Below are 14,642 nucleotides of genomic sequence, written 5' to 3'. Positions count from 1 at the left end.
TACCGCTTCGTGTACTTACTTCCCACCTGGTGCTACTTCCTCTGGGATCACTCAGATCCCAGTCTCCAGGTGTCCGCGATCACGGGGAAGCTCCAGGACCTATCGCCTCCATCACCCGGCTGCGAGCTTGCTCCCGCACCTTCGGGTCGAGCAGATAGCGGTGCACCTGTTTCAGGTCGAAGACCATTGCCCGCAGTGCCACCCCGGCGAAGAACGGCGAGGCCGACAGTGCCCGCAGCGCGGCCTGTACCAACCGTGGCGTTGCCATCAGCGTGTCCGCCGCATCCGGTGGCACGACCGTCGGATCGTGTTCGGCCGCCGCCTGCCACCACGCCAGCAGCAACTCCTCCTCGAACCCGTGACCGACGTCGGCAGCCCGGTAGGGGGGATCTCCCACTGCGAGGAACTCCCCGTCCGGCCGGAACACGTCCCCGTAGAACGCCATCGCCACAGCGGATCGCATCACACCGTGCTCAGCCCCGGCGCGGCGCAGCCCGTCGGCCATGGCAGGCCACCACTGCGTCAAAAGGGTCTCCTCGCCCCGCGACTGCTGGCCGATGCCGTGGACGGCCACCACACGTACCACCGATACCCCCGAACGCGACTGCCTACCGGCAACACTCTAGTGTCCTGCGCCAGAGATCCGTCGGCAGAAGCGGGCAATGGAGTCGAGGATCTCTTCGGCGGTCTTGGTCCAGATGAAGGGCTTGGGGTCTTCGTTCCAGTCCTTGCCCCAGGCCCGGATGTCGGCTTCCAGGGCCTGGATGTTCTTGTGTGCGCCGCGACGGATCATCTGGTGGGCGAGGTAGCCGAACCACCGCTCGACCTGGTTGATCCAGGAGGAGCCGGTCGGGGTGAAGTGCAGCTCGAACCGCGGGTGTTTCGCCAGCCAGGCCCTGATCGCCGGGGTCTTGTGGGTGCCGTAGTTGTCCACGATCAGGTGGACCTGCAGGTGCGCGGGCACCTGCTTGTCGATCCGGATCAGGAACTCCTTGAACTCCACGGCCCGGTGCCGGCGGTGCAGGGCGGTGATGACCTCCCCCGTGGCCACGTCGAAGGCGGCGAACAGCGTGGTCAGTCCGTTGCGCACATAGTCGTGGGTGCGGCGCTCGGGCATGCCCGGCATCATCGGCAGCACCGGCTGGGACCGGTCCAAGGCCTGGATCTGCGACTTCTCGTCCACCGAGAGCACCACCGCGCCCTCGGGCGGGTTGAAGTACAGGCCCACAACGTCGTAGACCTTCTCCACGAACAGCGGGTCCGTCGACAGCTTGAAGGTGTCCGCCAGATGCGGCCTGAGCTGGAACTGCCGCCAGATCCGGCCCACCGTCGACTTCGACAGACCACTGTGCCGGGCCATCGACGTGCGCGACCAGTGGGTGGCGTTCTTCGGCAGCTGTTCCAGCGTGGTGACCACCACCGCCTCCACCTGATCGACGCTGATGGTGGGCGGCCGGCCCGGCCTCGGCTCGTCGGCCAGCCCGTCCAGCCGCCCGGCCAGGAAGCGCCGCCGCCATTTGCGGACGGTGTCCGCGGTGACCCGCAACTCCCGGGCGACCGCGACGATCGGCGGCACCTCAGGTCCCGCACATGCCAGCACGATCCGCGCCCGCAGGGCCAGCGCCTGGGCCGAAGTCGCCCGACGCGTCCACCGTTCCAACTCCGCCCGCTCTTCAGCGGACAGCAGCAACGGTTCCAGCTTCGGGCCCCGACGAGGCACTGACGCACCAGCAGCAGAAGTCACACAACTACTAACGGGCAACTACTGGCGCAGGACACTAGCGGATGGGGCGCACCGTTGCCTTGAGCAGGTAGTGGTCGCTGAGGCTGCTGATGGCCTCAGACTTGTCGACGGCAGCTCCTCGGCGTTGCCAGTTGTTCGCGGAGAAGAAGATGTAGTCCAGCTTCTTGTCGAACGGGAAGCTGGGGGCAGTCGTTCGGTTGAGTCGGTCTCCTTCGAAGTTGCCCCCGCTGTACAGCGGCCAGATACGCAGTAGCTCGCTTCTCGCCAGAACGTTGAGGTTCAGGTCGCCGGCGAGGATGGTCCTCCAGCCCCGGGCCCGCCATTTCTTGCCCAGAGCCGCATACTGCTTGGCGCAGCCGCTGCGGCTGTCGAACTCTGTGCCCTTTTCCTTGTCCGCCCCGTCGAACGGGAAGTGGGATGAGCAAGCCAGCAATTTATTCACCGAGTCCCGCAGGCAGGCCGCGCCCTGTGTCGGGTGGCCGTCCTTGTCGTTGGCGTACGGCACCCCCACGAAGTCCTCGTCCACGACGGTGATGGAGGCTCCCGGCAGCTTCTTCATCGCTACCAGGACACCGCCCGGCTGGTTCTTCGGTGCCGGCAGATTGGCGAGGGTGCACCTGTTGAGCTCGCCGTGTTCACCTCCCATGACCGGTGCTGCCCGGAAATTGACGACCCACTGCTCACCGAGCCGTTCCTGCAGCCTGGCGGCGTGCGCGAAGCTGCAGACCTCCTGCAGCGCTATCACCGTCAGGGTGGAATCCTGGTTGACCCGCTGGATCACGCGGTCGAGCTTCTCCTCCGCGGTGCCCGTCCCCACACAGCTGCTCTGTGACCCTCCGCAGATGTTCCAGGTCATGGCGTTGACCTGCGCGGGAACACGCAAAGGGGCGGGATCGGCCTGTGCCGTGGCGGTACCCGCCAGGGGCAGCGTCAGGGCCGTCAGGGCGGCCGAGGCAACACCGGCCCGGCTCAAGCGGGCTTTGAAGGTGAGGTGCATAACAACTCCCATAAGTGTGGGGACCGGTCACACGAGTCGGTGACCGGAACGCTGTCCGGCGCTGGTCGGCTGCGCCTTCCACCCAGGAGGATCCATCCCACCGGTGACGGCAGCAGCGGTAGCGCTTGCTTGGGGCAAGCTGCGCAGGAACGGCCCTGCCGATGCTGCTCAAGGACAGCGTGTGCTGACAACGGCTATGGGTTGTCCCGGACAGTCCCGGACAGGGCGTCGCTGTCCGGCCTGGTCAGCAAGGTGTCCGGAGCGCACCGCCACCGCAATACCCTCAAGACCAGGGCATGGGCGGAGGCGGAGGCGACCACCTCGATCAGGCTTTGGCGATCTGCGGGTGCAGCGGCGAGGGCACACGCCGACGTGGATCGCGATCAGTCGAGGTCTGCGCTGGCCAGGATGACCGCGAGCGCGAGGTGGCGGACGGTGCTCAGGCAGAGCTCGCCCGCCGGGCTCGGATCGGACGTGGTGCGCGTCTCCTGCAGCGCCAGCAGGCCGGTCAGCACCGCGGAGTCGACCACCTCGTCGAGGCCCCCGTCCGCGGCAAGTTCGCTGCTGGCCGCCAGCTCGCGCAGCAGGGCGACCGCATCCTGCGGATCGTGCAGCCGCACAGAGGTGACATCGCCGCCGCACTCGCTACCATCGCGGCGGACTGCTGCACCGTCGGCGGCGGCACGCAGTGCTTCGGACCGAATCGGACGGGCCAGACACCGGCGGACGGTGTCGGACGGCGCCGCCGGGCGCGGATCCGCGGCGACGGAAGACTGCGGGTCGGCCGGGGGCCCGGCATGGATCCGGAGCGGGTGAGCGCGAGTTCGAGGCGGTCACGGCGCAGCCTCTTCGCCGGGATCGATGCTCAGGCCCCAGCGGGTCTTGTCGGCCACCCAGTCCGTCACGTACCGGCAGCGGTAGCCCGCCGCCGGCGGCCACCACGTCGAGGGATCCTGGTTAGCCTTACTGCGGTTACTGGCCGCGGACACCGCGATCAGCGCACGGTTGTTCCCGAGATCGTTCGCGTACGCCTCCCGCTCCGGCGCCAGCACGACGGGCTGAGCGCTGCCTGGGTGTAGCTCCAGTTCCGGGAAGTTCGCGGCTCAGGCCGTGTGCTGGTAGTTGTGATGATCGGGAGCGGAGTAGAGACGTTCGTGTTCCCGGGCGAAATGGAGTGCCCAGTACTCGTCGAGATAGTCATTGTCGTTCAGGGCCCGAAGCTTGAGGACGGGCGTAGGCCGCCAATCACGGTCCCGGACTCGATTTCCGGCAGAGTCCAGGGGTGGGCGGGATAGTCGTCAAGGGCAACACCACCGTGCTCAAGTAGCAGCACGACCAGCTGGTGAATCTCTGTGGTGCCGTCGATGCGTCCGGAGATATCGATCTGCACTGCCCAGCGGGGATGGTGGCCGATGGCCGCTTCAAGGACTGCGATCTCGTCCGGAGGCCAGTCGGAGAAGAGGTGACCAGTGTGCTCGTCGTCGATGTCGATGAAGAGGTTGCCGCTCAGGCTCCACGGATCACGCTGCTGTGGCAGGTGCTGATCGAGCGCGGTGACGGTCTCAGCTCGCCCACCTGCAGGCAAGACAAACACGCTGCGCATGGGGTGGAGCGTAGGCGGTGCAGGTATGTGACGGCCATGGATGTTTTGGGCAGGTGCTGGAGCCGCTTCAGGTCGCGGGATCGCAGTGCGGTCCGGTGCTCGGCGTGATGGTGTGCGGGGCGACGTCGTGGAAGCGGGGCATGCCGAGGTTAGTGGTCCAGTGAGCTAACTCTTCGAGTTGGGCGATTTTGTTGTTGGCGGCGGCGAGACTGACGTTGAGGCCATCGACCTCGCCGAGCCAGCCGTGCTCGCGGGCTTCGTCGATGCGGTCGAGGAGGTCGTCGCGAATCTCCCGAAGGCGGGGCAGTTGAGCGGGGTCCGTCCGCAGAAGTGGGCAGCGGATGCAGGCTTCTCTGAACTGGCTGTGTGTCGCGGCATGGCATCGGTGGTAGGAAAGGCTCAGGCTGCTCGGGGTAGGGGGTGTGGCTTGGCTGGGGAGGCTGTGTTCGGCTTCGTTGGTGTCGTGCTGGGCTCCGTCACGACATCGGCGTTGACCATCTATAAGGAGCGGCTCACCGGAAGTCGCGAGGCCGCCGCTCGTGATCGGCAGTTCGAGCGTGATCAGCAAGCTGCCCGCGATGCTTTTCAGCGAGAGAGCGTCCTGGCTCTGCAGGCTGCGGTGGCTGATTTGATCAAGGCAGCTTATGGCGAGATGGACAGGTTGCTCGTTGAGCTTCAGGAGACGGGGAACTGGACTGCTCGAGTCTGGGAAACTCCGACAGCCGTTGGCTGGTCGGCGGCCGTGCTGAGTCTTGAGACAGCACGAACCCGGGTCTTCGACGACGGTATACGAGCGCTTGCCACGGAGCTGCGAACCCTTGCAGGCGAGTCGGTGTGGGCGAAGGACGTGGAGGCGTGTAAGCGGGCCAGCAGGCAGCTTGAGCCGTTGCAGATCAAGTTCCATGAGGCAGTGGCCCGGGTGCTCCCGACTCTGTATTAGCCTCGCGCTTTCACGTGGCAGGGTGTCCGGTGGGTGACCAGAAACACAGAGAGTGCTCCTGACCTGCAACGATGGGACTTTTCTAGGGTCCGGGTCGTCGCAGGAAAAAAGCATGCTCCAGGTCAAGAAGCGTATCGGGTTCCGCCCGCGTGTCCGTACCGAGGGCGGTGGCCGCGGGATGGTTTCCCAGGCCGGCGGGGTGCTGCTGGTGGAGGCCATCCGCAAGACCGGGCTGGACCAGGCGATATCGACGGCGCTGGCGCCGTGGCGCAAGTCCCGGGCGGTGCACGACCCGGGGAAGGTCTTGCTGGATGTGGCTCTCGCGGTCGCGCCGGGCGGTGACTGTCTGGCCGATGTGGGGATGCTGCGGGCCGAGCCGGCCGTGTTCGGCGCGGTGGCCTCGGATCCCACCGTCTCCCGCCTGATCGATACCCCCGCCGCGGCCGGGCCGACAGCCCTGACCGCGATCCGCACCGCCCGCGCACACGTCCGCGACCATGTCTGGAAGGTGGCGGGACAGGGCAGCCCGGATGCGGGCGGGCGGGTGATCGTGGACATCGACGTATTGCTCGTGCTGGCGCACTCCGAGAAGCAGGACGCCTCCACAACCTGAAAGAAGACGTTCGGGCACCACCCCGCGACGGGTTTCGTCGACCACGGCCCGGGCGGCAGCGGGGAGCCGGTCGCCGGACTGCTGCGGCCCGGGAACGCCGGCTCCGACACCGCCGCCGATCACATCCGGCCGCACAACTTGCCCTTTCTCAGCTGCCCAAGAAGTACCGGCGCGGACGGCAGACGCTGATTCGCACCGATCCCGGCGGCGGCACCCACGGATTCGTGGCCTGGCTCGCCCGGCGCGGCCGCTGGCTGTCGTACTCGGTCGGCATGACCATCACCGAGGCCATCCACCAGGCCGTCCTCAAGGTGCCTGCCTCCGCTTGGACGCCGGCCGTCGAGCCGGACGGCGAGGTCCGCGACGGCGCCTGGGGCGCCGAACTCGATGGTGACTGTCTCCAGGGCCGGCCGAAGGGGATGCGGCTGATCGTCCGCAAGGAACGACCGCACCCCGGCGCCCAGTTGCGCCTCACCGACGCCGACGGCCTGCGGCTGACGTGCTTCGCCACGAACACCGCGGATGTCCCGATCGCGGAGCTGGAGCCGCGGCACCGCCGGCGGGCCCGCGCCGAGGACCGCATCCGAAGCGCGCGGGCCACCGGCCTGCGCAACCTGCCACTGCACGACACCGCGCAGAACCAGATCTGGCTGGAGATCGTTCAAATCGCCCTCGACCTGCTCGCCAGGATGCCGATGCTCGCCCTGACCGGGAAAGCCCGCAGGTGGGAGCCTCGTCGTCTCCGACTCCGCCTGTTCTCCGCCGCCGCCCAGCTCGTCACGACCGGCCGCCGCAGGCATCTGGAATTCGCAGGTCACTGGCCCTGGACCGACGTGATCACCGACGCACTCAACCGGCTCCACGTTCTCCCGAACCCCGGCTGACCAGTACGTCCACCGCCACTTCGCCCAGGAGCACCCCGCCCGGGACCGTGGAACCCGGCGCCCACCCGACGCGACAGCCGGGCCACGAACGCACCCACGACAAGCCCGAACAACCGAAACGGCCCGCCAAAAAATCCAACGGACCGTCATGAAACATCGAGGCTAGGCGCTCCGTATTCGAGGCGGCTACGAGTATTCAGGGCTGGTCCGGGGCCGGTGGGGAGGTGCGTCCGGCGATGTTGGCGAAAGTAGGTGGCCGCGGGCTCGGCATGGGCCGGAGGCACGTCGAGCGCGGTGGCGGCGAGTCCGGCGACGCCGCCGAGGAACGTTCGGTGGTCAAGGGCGGTCGGTGGCATGGGTTCCTTCGCCGTTGCTGATCGGCGGTGCGGAGGTGACGCATGCGTACAAGGGCCTGCCCGTGGTCAGGCCGGCCGGAGGTCTCCTTTCTCAGTCGTCCGGAATCCCCGCTCCGCTCAGCGCCGGCACCGTGTTCTCCGGCCTGGCCAGGGAGCGGGCGCCGTCACGGAACTGAGCGAGCTTGTCCGTGATCGTCTGGCCGACGGGGAGGTGGCCCCAGATGCTGATGCCCTGCATGGTGGAGGGCTCCCAGGTCGACTCGTCGATGACGATGGGGTTCCAGCCCACTTCCCATTCGAAGCCGGAGGGGGTCTGGGCGTAGTAGGAGAGTTCCTTGTCGTTGGTGTGCTGGCCCACCGACAGCGCCATGTTGAAGCCGAGTTCATGGACGCGCTGGTAGCTCTGGGCGACGTCGTCGAGGGTGGCGGCCTGGATGTTGAGGTGCTGGACCCGGGTGCGGATGGGGTCGAGGGGCAGTCCGCGAGTGGCGGCCACCGCGATGGAGTGGTGGCGCTCGTTGACCCGCAGGAAGCGGATCTTCAGCTTGACTCCGCTGATCGTCTCGTCGATGTAGTCGGTGAGCCGGGCGTCGAAGACGGTGTTGAAGTATCCGCGGATCTGGGCCGGTTTGGTGGACGTGAGGGCTACGTGGCCCATACCGGAGTCGCCCGTCACGAAGCCGGAGGCGAGCATCTGCAGCGGTGCGGACGACGTCACCGGCGTCGTGTAGATCTCCTGTGTGATGCCCTTCGGGCCGGGGAAGCGCAGCAGGCGCTCCACGCCGCGCAACTGCGCCTCCTCCGCGGTGCCTTCGACCACGGGTACACCGTGGACACGGATGCGGGCCTCGATCTGCTCGAAGCTTGCGTGGTCGTCGATGTGCCAGCCGGTCGTGACGACGTCCTCGGCGGGGCCTCGGCGCAGCAGGAAGCGGCACTCCGTCTCGTCGAGGCGAAAGCGCATGAGGTCGCGGGAGAGGGCGTCGTGGTGCATGCCGATGGCGTCGGTGCCGAAGCGGCGCCAGTCGGCGAAGCGGTCGGTCTCGATGACGATGTAGCCGAGGTGGACATTGCCGAACACGGAAGCGGAGGTGTTCACCGGCGTCCTCCCAGGAAGTCGGCGCACAGCCGGTTGAAGAGGTCGGCCCGTTCGAACTGCACCCAGTGGCCGGTGTTCGCGGCCACATACAGATCGCAGTTGGGCAGGCGTTCGGCCAGCGTCCGCCCGCCGGAGGGGCGGTTGACCTTGTCGGCGGCGCCCCACAGCACGAGGGTGGGCACCGGCAGCCGGGACAGGCGCGGATCGCGGGTGAAGTCCATTTTCCACAACGTGCGCAGCGCGTTCGGCCCGGAGGGGCGGCGCAGCGGCGGGGAGGCCACCACCTCGGGGTCGATGCTCGCCTCGTACCGTTCGTCGATGGCGGCCTCGGGGACCTCGGCGGCGTTGAAGACGAGGTAGTTGCGAATGAACTTCTCCAGCTTCAGCCGCGAGGGCCCGTCGCCGGTGTAGTAGTTGAGCAGGCTGTTCAGGCCGGGCGTGGGCAGGGCGCGGGTGGTGCCGAAGCCGCCGGGACCCATGAGGACCATGCGGTCGACCCGGTCGGGGGTGTCCAGAGCGAGGCGCAGCGCGGCCGATCCGCCGTAGCTGTTGCCCACCAAGTGGGCCTTGGCCAGTCCGAGTGCGTCGAGGAGGCCGCGGATGTGGTCGGCGAGGAAGCCGAAGGGGTCCGTGCCGTCGACGCCCTTGGTGCTGCGGCCGTAGCCGGGCAGATCGGGGACGATGACCCGGTGCTGGCGGGCCAGCTCGGTGATGTTGCGGTGGTAGTTGGAGACTCCGGAGGCGCCGGGGCCGCCGCCGTGCAGGAGCAGGACGGGCGGCGCGTCAGGGTCGCCCGCCTGGACAGCAAAGATCTTCCGGCCGCCGATGTCGTACGTGCTCTCCTGGAGGTCCTCGGATGCCGGCAGGCCGCCGGTGTTCTGCGTCACGGTGCGCCCTTCACTGGGGTGGGGGTGGCGGTGCGGACAGGGGTGAAGCCGCGGGGCGGCGGGGCGAGGTGCCCGCCGGGTCCGGCGGCGGTGTACACGTAGGCGTCGGGACGCAGGGCCAGGAGCGTCGCACCGTGGGCGCGCATCCACGGCAGCAGGACGCCGTCGGTGTCGACGAGGGTGCCCTCGGCCGGGCGGGATCCGGCGGGGGTGACGGTCAGGGAGGGCACGCGCGCCCAGGCGGGCTGTTCCGTGCTGCGGCCGGCGTGCAGGAGGAGCCATCTGCCGTTGAGCGCGTCGTCGAGGCGGATGCGTGCGCCGTCGGCGTCGACGACCCATGGCTGGGGGACCTGCCGCCCGGTCGCCTTGCTGCCGGACGCGGCCTGCAAGCCGGCCGTGTAGTGGGCGACGGGGACCCAGTTCGCGTCCTGCATCCGGGCGGCGAGACCCGGGAGGCGGGTCAGCACGGCGGACACGGCGTTGCGTGCGCGCGCCACCGCGGGCCGCCGCTCGGTGATGATCCGGCCGACGATAACCGCCCGCCGGGTCACCTCCTTGACGTGAGGCTTGCGTTCGGTCTCGTACGTATCGAGTACGGAATCGGGGAGTTCACCGCGGAGCACGGCGGCGAGCTTCCAGCACAGGTTCGCCGCGTCGCGCACGCCCGCAGCCATGCCCTGGCCGATCCACGGCGGCATGGCATGCGCGGCGTCACCGGCGAGGAAGACGCGGCCCACGCGGAAGCGAGCGGCGAAGCGGACGTGGTGGCTGTAGACCGTGGCCCGCACCACCTTGATCTGGTCCCGCCCGATGCCGTACCGGGCGACCAGGCCGTACACCGCGTCCTCGGTGGTGAGGTGTTTCTCGTCGTCGCCGGGCAGCACCGGGAACTCCCAGCGGTGATGGCCCAGCGGGGTGGGACAGTCGACCGCCGGGCGGGCCGGGTCGCAGCGGAAGCGCAGCCGGTCGTGGCCCGGCCACGGCTTGAGCATCTCGGTGTCGATGACCACCCAGCGGTCGTCGTAGGTGCGCCCCTCGTAGCCGACGTTCAACTGGGCGCGGGTCAGACTGGACCCGCCATCGGCCGCGATCACGTAGGCGGCGCGCACCCTGCGTACTGAGTCGTCGTCGACACCCGCAAGGGTCAGCTCCACGCCCTCGTCGTCCTGGCGCAGGCGCAGGCACTCGTGGCGCAGCAGCACCTCGACGTTCGGAAAGCGGTCGACGCCCTCGCGCAGCACCTGTTCGAGGGCGGGCTGGTAGATGAACAGCTGCGGCGGATGGCCGTGGCCGCGCGGAGTCGGCTCGGCGCTCAGGAACGCGCGGTTGTCCGCGTCGACGAAGTCGACCGGCTGCCCGTCGGACAGCATGTCCCGCTTGAGCCGCTCGGCCAGGCCCACCCGCTGCCAGATCCGCAGTATCTCCTCGTCGGTCGAGATGGCGCGGGCGCGGGCAAAGACCTCGGCGTCCCGCTCCACGACGAGGACGTCGAGACCGAGCGCGCCCAGCAGATTGGCCGCGGTCTCCCCCGTCGGCCCGTAGCCGATGATCGCCACGTCGTAGGCGCCGTGCTGCCCCATCCCAACCCCTTGCTGTAGCACTCACTCCAATTGGAGTGCACGCTACAGTAGAGAGGTGGCCCGGTACGGTCAAGGGCCGAGACAGCACGGACAGTAAGAGAGGCGGACGCGATGACCGGGTCCCAGGCACCCCGCAAGAAGCGGGCCAACGGAGTCGAGTCGCGCCAGCGCATCCTCGACGCCACGGTGGCGATCGCCGGCGAGCGGGGCTACGAAGGAACCTCCATCGCAGCCGTGAGCGCCCGGTGCGGGCTGCCTGCCAGCTCCATCTACTGGCACTTCAAGGACAAGGACGACCTGATCGCGGCCGTCATCGAGCGCAGCTTCGATGCCTGGCTATCGGCCATGGAGCTGCCGGGCGAGGAGACGGGAACCCCGCTCGACCGGGTCATCGCCATGGCGGCCGGCATCGCCAAGTCACTCGTCGACGCACCCGATTTCCTCCGGCTCGGCCTGATGCTCGCCCTGGAGCGCCGCCCCGCCGAGCCGCGCGGCCGCACCGTCTTCCTCCAGGTGCGCGACATCGCGCGGACGAAGATCATCGACGTGATCAAGGACCTGCAGCCCGGCCTGACCCCGGAACAGGTGCAGTCCCTCGCCACCTACGCGGTCGCCGGCGCTGACGGACTGTTCGTACAGCGCGAGATCCTTGGCGACGCCCTCGACCTGGTGGCGATGCTCGAACTGCACGCCCGGCTCCTGTACGCCGCCAGCGAGGACATGGCGGCACGGAACAAGAAGTGACAACCCCTCCCATTCGCGCGCCATGACGCGCGCCACAGGTCGATCCCTGCCCCCGCAGGAAAGACGGGATCCGCCGTGTCGATGAGGACGTCCGGCCGGGATGCCTCGGCCGCCGCCATCGGGTGGGCAGTGCGATCGGGAACCGGCCCACTGCCATGGTCTGCCAGGCCGCGACGGCGCGCACGCCCGTGTCACTCGCGTCGCAGTCGGTCATGAGCGCTGCCGCACGCCCGGCGGTCTCCGGGAGAACGACGGGCCGTTCGAGGCTCGCGCCGAACAGCGTCGGCACCGTCCGCAAAAGGCCAAAAACCTCCTTGAACTCGAGTTCGGGATAGGCGAGCGCCCTGCGCGGGACAGCGACTCGGAGAGAGGCATGCGCGGTTCGTCCATGGCGTGCCCCTCAGTACGGCGATATCGGCCTCCGTCCACGATCGGGGCCTTCGACGGGGCAAGGGCCAGGAACTGGGTGGCGGCATCACTGGCATCCAAAAGGAACACCGTGCCACCAGCGGCGACGAGAGTGCACGCCTGCGCCCGATCTTCACCGACGTTCAGCGATCCGGTGCCGCACAGCAGGATGTGGATGCGGTCCGTGCCTCGCGTGCAGGAGCGGACGGTGTCGTCCTTCAACTGCCGCCGTACCCAGGCATCGATGAGGCCGTCCCGGTTCAGGTGGGCCACCAGACGGCGTCCAGCACGAGGACCTCTCGACGGCGAGCACGATCCTCCCGACGATCGCGGGGGGTCTCGCTCTCACGGGATGTTCCCGGGTGAGGCGCACCCGATGTGCAGCAGAAGGGATCCCGGGGGCGAGCTCTCGGCCCAGCGCCGGGGGGGTGGCGTTGACGACAGGAACGGGGTGATCGCCCAGCAATGATCCTGTAGTGGTTACACCAATTGGAGCGACTGCTACGTTAAGGCCGTCCGTCACGCACCCTTGGAGAGCCGCATGCCCCTCGCCTCCGCCGACCGGCCCGGCCGGATAGACGTCCATCAGCACCTCATTCCACCCTTCTACCGGGATCTGTTGGCGGAGGCCGGCATCGGTGAGGCAGGCGGCAGGGCGCTACCCGAGTGGAGTCCCGAGGGGGCACTGAATCTGATGGACCTGCTGGGTGCGAGCTCGGCAGTGCTGTCCCTCTCCACGCCCGGCACCACGTTCGTCGACGATCCGGGCGAGGCTGCCGCCCTGGCGCGCCGTCTCAACGACTTCTCCGCCGCGCTGGCCGGAGAACAACCGAACCGTTTCGGGTACTTCGCGACACTGCCGCTCCCCAACGTCGCAGCCGCGGCGACCGAAGCGGTACGGGCGCTCGACGAGCTGAATGCGGACGGGGTGACGCTCCTCGCCAACACACGTGGCACGTACCTCGGTACGGAGGGCCAGGAGCCACTGTGGCGCGCCCTCGACAAGCGGAGCACCGTCGCCTTCGTGCACCCCGCCGAACTCCCGGCACCCGCGGTCGACGGCATCCCGCCGTTCGCCGCCGACTTCCTGCTGGACACGACCCGGGCCGCGTACTTGCTCGTCCGCAACGACATCGTGCGGCGCTTCCCGCACATCCGGTTCGTCCTCAGCCACGCAGGCGGCTTCGTCCCCTACTCCTCCCACCGCATGGCCGTGACCATCGCCGGCGAGACCGGCCGCAGCCCCCTCGACGTACTGGAGGACTTCCGCTCCTTCTACTTCGACACCGCGCTGTCCTCCAGCCCGGCCGCCCTGCCGACGCTCCTCGCCTTCGCCCGTCCCGGACACGTCCTCTTCGGCAGCGACTGGCCCTTCGCCCCCACGGCCGCGGGCCAGTACTTCGCCAACGGGCTGGCCTCGACGCTCGACGCCACCCAGCGGGCGACGATCGACCACGACAGCGCCGCAGTGCTGTTCCCCCGCCTCGCCACCGCTCCCGCCACCCCGGCGTTCACCCCTTCGCCACGGGAGCGCCTGCGCCGGACCGCCCAGCGCGGGGTGGCGCGCCTCGTCTTCAGACTTCTCCAGGCCGAAGGGAGCTGAGGCCTCACCACGCAAGCACGGCCTTGATCGAAGGACCGGCCGGAACCCGTTCACGCCGGCTCACGCCGAACCGCTCATACGCTGCGGCGCGGCGCCCTCGGGCCGGCGCCCCTTAGTGGCACCGCGGGATGCCAAGATGGCCGCCAGCAGGCCCGCGCCGATCAGCGCCGGCACCGCGAGGGCGTAGAACTTGCCGCCGAGGCCGAGGCCGGAGGCCACCATGAAGCCGGGGTACGTGGGCCCCACGATGCCGCCGATCCGGCCGACCGACAGGTTGAGGCCGAGCCCGGTGGCGCGCGCCCGCGCCGGGTAGTAACTGCTCACGTAAGCGTTGCTCAGTGTCCGCAGGCCCACGGTGCCCAGGCCGACCACGGCGATCAGCGCGTAGACGAGGACCGGGGGCGGCGCCACGCTCAGTCCCGTAAGGGACAGGGCGCTGGCCGGGCCGGTGCACACCACCACGCGCTTCCGGCCGAACTTGTCGGCCAGCCAGCCGGCCACGAGCACGCACACGGCCCCCGCCTTGAGGGCGATGAGCGAGCCGAGGGAGACCGAGAGGCTGTAACCGGCGCCGTGCAGCAGGTCCGGCAGCCACGCGCTCACCCCGAAAGTCACGAGCAGACAGCAGAGCGTGGCACCCCGGAACAAGACGGTGCCAGAAACCGATCTGCGGGTCAGCCGCCGTGAGGCGAGTGAGGGCGTGCGGCAGGATCGTCGCGCCCGCGCTCAAAACTCATCCGAGCCGCACCAGTTCGGTCCGCGCGACGGTGCCGGTGAGTTCACGCTCGGCCGTGGCGAGCGAGGCCGCGGCACGGCTGCGCCGCGAGCGCTTCGAGGCCGTCACCACCGCCGTCCCGCCCGAGCGTCTGGGTGCGCTGACCGAGGCGGAGGCCGAGGCAGAACTTGCCGAATCGGACGCCACGGACCTGCGGCGGGCCGATCCCGGCTACATCCCGCACCAGCCCGTCCCGGACGGCTGGGCGCGCCCGATCCCACCGGCCGCGAGCGGGCCGGACGACGACACCCCTGAGGAGAACGTGTGAGCGGCGACACGGACTACGGCAGGCTGCCCGCAGCGGGCCTGGCCCATACCGCTGCCTGCAATCCCCACCGGCACAACCGGACAGCCGGTGTGACCGGTCCCGCGGGACACTGTGCGCAGGCCCACCGGGCAGTGATGGCGT

At 69.0% G+C, this 14,642-nt stretch carries 13 protein-coding genes and 2 pseudogenes; 5 read left to right on the top strand and 10 right to left on the bottom strand.

Features of this window, described 5'->3' with window-relative positions; translation table 11 throughout:
* Window positions 1-79: 79 nt before the first annotated feature.
* The 6 genes and pseudogenes from ACFV6E_RS36520 to ACFV6E_RS36495 form a co-directional block, all read right to left on the bottom strand.
* Entirely contained in the window at window positions 80-574 is a 495-nt protein-coding gene (locus ACFV6E_RS36520) for a hypothetical protein (protein ID WP_385467596.1), read from the bottom strand.
* A gap of 48 nt (window positions 575-622) precedes the next feature.
* Window positions 623-1,720, bottom strand: a complete 1,098-nt coding sequence (locus ACFV6E_RS36515) for an IS630 family transposase (RefSeq protein WP_385467593.1) — start codon at window positions 1,718-1,720, stop codon at window positions 623-625.
* Window positions 1,721-1,778: 58 nt separating this feature from the next.
* Complete coding sequence (locus ACFV6E_RS36510) at window positions 1,779-2,741, bottom strand: endonuclease/exonuclease/phosphatase family protein (protein ID WP_385467590.1); 963 nt, start codon at window positions 2,739-2,741, stop codon at window positions 1,779-1,781.
* Between the two features lie 383 nt (window positions 2,742-3,124).
* Window positions 3,125-3,361, bottom strand: coding sequence for a hypothetical protein (locus ACFV6E_RS36505; RefSeq protein WP_385467587.1), 237 nt, complete (start codon window positions 3,359-3,361; stop codon window positions 3,125-3,127).
* A gap of 213 nt (window positions 3,362-3,574) precedes the next feature.
* Window positions 3,575-3,787, bottom strand: a pseudogene (locus ACFV6E_RS36500) (DUF1524 domain-containing protein); the annotation flags it as partial.
* A 161-nt stretch (window positions 3,788-3,948) separates the two neighbouring features.
* Complete coding sequence (locus tag ACFV6E_RS36495; protein ID WP_385467585.1) at window positions 3,949-4,344, bottom strand: hypothetical protein; 396 nt, start codon at window positions 4,342-4,344, stop codon at window positions 3,949-3,951.
* Between the two features lie 178 nt (window positions 4,345-4,522).
* Here ACFV6E_RS36495 and ACFV6E_RS36490 point away from each other — a divergent pair, with 178 nt between their 5' ends.
* Entirely contained in the window at window positions 4,523-5,284 is a 762-nt protein-coding gene (locus ACFV6E_RS36490) for a hypothetical protein (RefSeq protein ID WP_385467582.1), read from the top strand.
* A gap of 112 nt (window positions 5,285-5,396) precedes the next feature.
* Window positions 5,397-6,781, top strand: a pseudogene (locus tag ACFV6E_RS36485) (IS1380 family transposase).
* Between the two features lie 447 nt (window positions 6,782-7,228).
* Here ACFV6E_RS36485 and ACFV6E_RS36480 read toward each other — a convergent pair.
* From ACFV6E_RS36480 to ACFV6E_RS36470, 3 genes are read right to left on the bottom strand one after another with little or no spacing between them, the layout of a single operon-like run.
* Window positions 7,229-8,236 (bottom strand): VOC family protein, encoded by a 1,008-nt coding sequence (locus ACFV6E_RS36480; RefSeq protein ID WP_385467580.1) that lies wholly within the window; start codon window positions 8,234-8,236, stop codon window positions 7,229-7,231.
* On the bottom strand, window positions 8,233-9,102 hold the full coding sequence (locus ACFV6E_RS36475) for an alpha/beta fold hydrolase (RefSeq protein WP_385467599.1): 870 nt from the start codon (window positions 9,100-9,102) through the stop codon (window positions 8,233-8,235). The genes ACFV6E_RS36480 and ACFV6E_RS36475 overlap by 4 nt, the downstream gene beginning before the upstream one ends.
* Window positions 9,103-9,119: 17 nt before the next feature.
* A complete protein-coding gene (locus ACFV6E_RS36470) occupies window positions 9,120-10,703 on the bottom strand; it encodes a bifunctional 3-(3-hydroxy-phenyl)propionate/3-hydroxycinnamic acid hydroxylase (RefSeq protein ID WP_385467576.1) in 1,584 nt (527 codons plus the stop codon).
* Window positions 10,704-10,814: 111 nt separating this feature from the next.
* On the opposite strand from ACFV6E_RS36470, the gene ACFV6E_RS36465 reads away from it, so the two are divergent.
* Both ACFV6E_RS36465 and ACFV6E_RS36460 read left to right on the top strand, forming a co-directional pair.
* Window positions 10,815-11,447, top strand: a complete 633-nt coding sequence (locus ACFV6E_RS36465) for a TetR family transcriptional regulator (RefSeq protein WP_385467573.1) — start codon at window positions 10,815-10,817, stop codon at window positions 11,445-11,447.
* A gap of 949 nt (window positions 11,448-12,396) precedes the next feature.
* Complete coding sequence (locus ACFV6E_RS36460) at window positions 12,397-13,458, top strand: amidohydrolase family protein (RefSeq protein WP_385467570.1); 1,062 nt, start codon at window positions 12,397-12,399, stop codon at window positions 13,456-13,458.
* A 60-nt stretch (window positions 13,459-13,518) separates the two neighbouring features.
* Here the strand turns inward: ACFV6E_RS36460 and ACFV6E_RS36455 are convergent, their stop codons facing one another.
* Window positions 13,519-14,106 carry an MFS transporter gene (locus ACFV6E_RS36455; RefSeq protein ID WP_385467567.1) on the bottom strand — a complete coding sequence of 196 codons (588 nt, stop codon included), beginning with the start codon at window positions 14,104-14,106 and terminating at the stop codon, window positions 13,519-13,521.
* 125 nt (window positions 14,107-14,231) lie between these two features.
* Here ACFV6E_RS36455 and ACFV6E_RS36450 point away from each other — a divergent pair, with 125 nt between their 5' ends.
* Complete coding sequence (locus ACFV6E_RS36450; RefSeq protein WP_385467565.1) at window positions 14,232-14,501, top strand: hypothetical protein; 270 nt, start codon at window positions 14,232-14,234, stop codon at window positions 14,499-14,501.
* Window positions 14,502-14,642: the final 141 nt, after the last annotated feature.

Source organism: Streptomyces sp. NPDC059785, from assembly GCF_042732375.1.
GTDB lineage: Bacteria > Actinomycetota > Actinomycetes > Streptomycetales > Streptomycetaceae > Streptomyces.
This window is presented reverse-complemented; position numbering and strand designations above follow the sequence as displayed.

Bases quoted from the DNA above. Each gene is read 5' to 3' on its own strand.
- ACFV6E_RS36510 (WP_385467590.1), bottom strand. From the start codon at position 2,741: ATGCACCTCACCTTCAAAGCCCGCTTGAGCCGGGCCGGTGTTGCCTCG.
- ACFV6E_RS36495 (WP_385467585.1), bottom strand. From the start codon at position 4,344: ATGCGCAGCGTGTTTGTCTTGCCTGCAGGTGGGCGAGCTGAGACCGTC.
- ACFV6E_RS36470 (WP_385467576.1), bottom strand. From the start codon at position 10,703: ATGGGGCAGCACGGCGCCTACGACGTGGCGATCATCGGCTACGGGCCG.
- ACFV6E_RS36465 (WP_385467573.1), top strand. From the start codon at position 10,815: ATGACCGGGTCCCAGGCACCCCGCAAGAAGCGGGCCAACGGAGTCGAG.
- ACFV6E_RS36460 (WP_385467570.1), top strand. From the start codon at position 12,397: ATGCCCCTCGCCTCCGCCGACCGGCCCGGCCGGATAGACGTCCATCAG.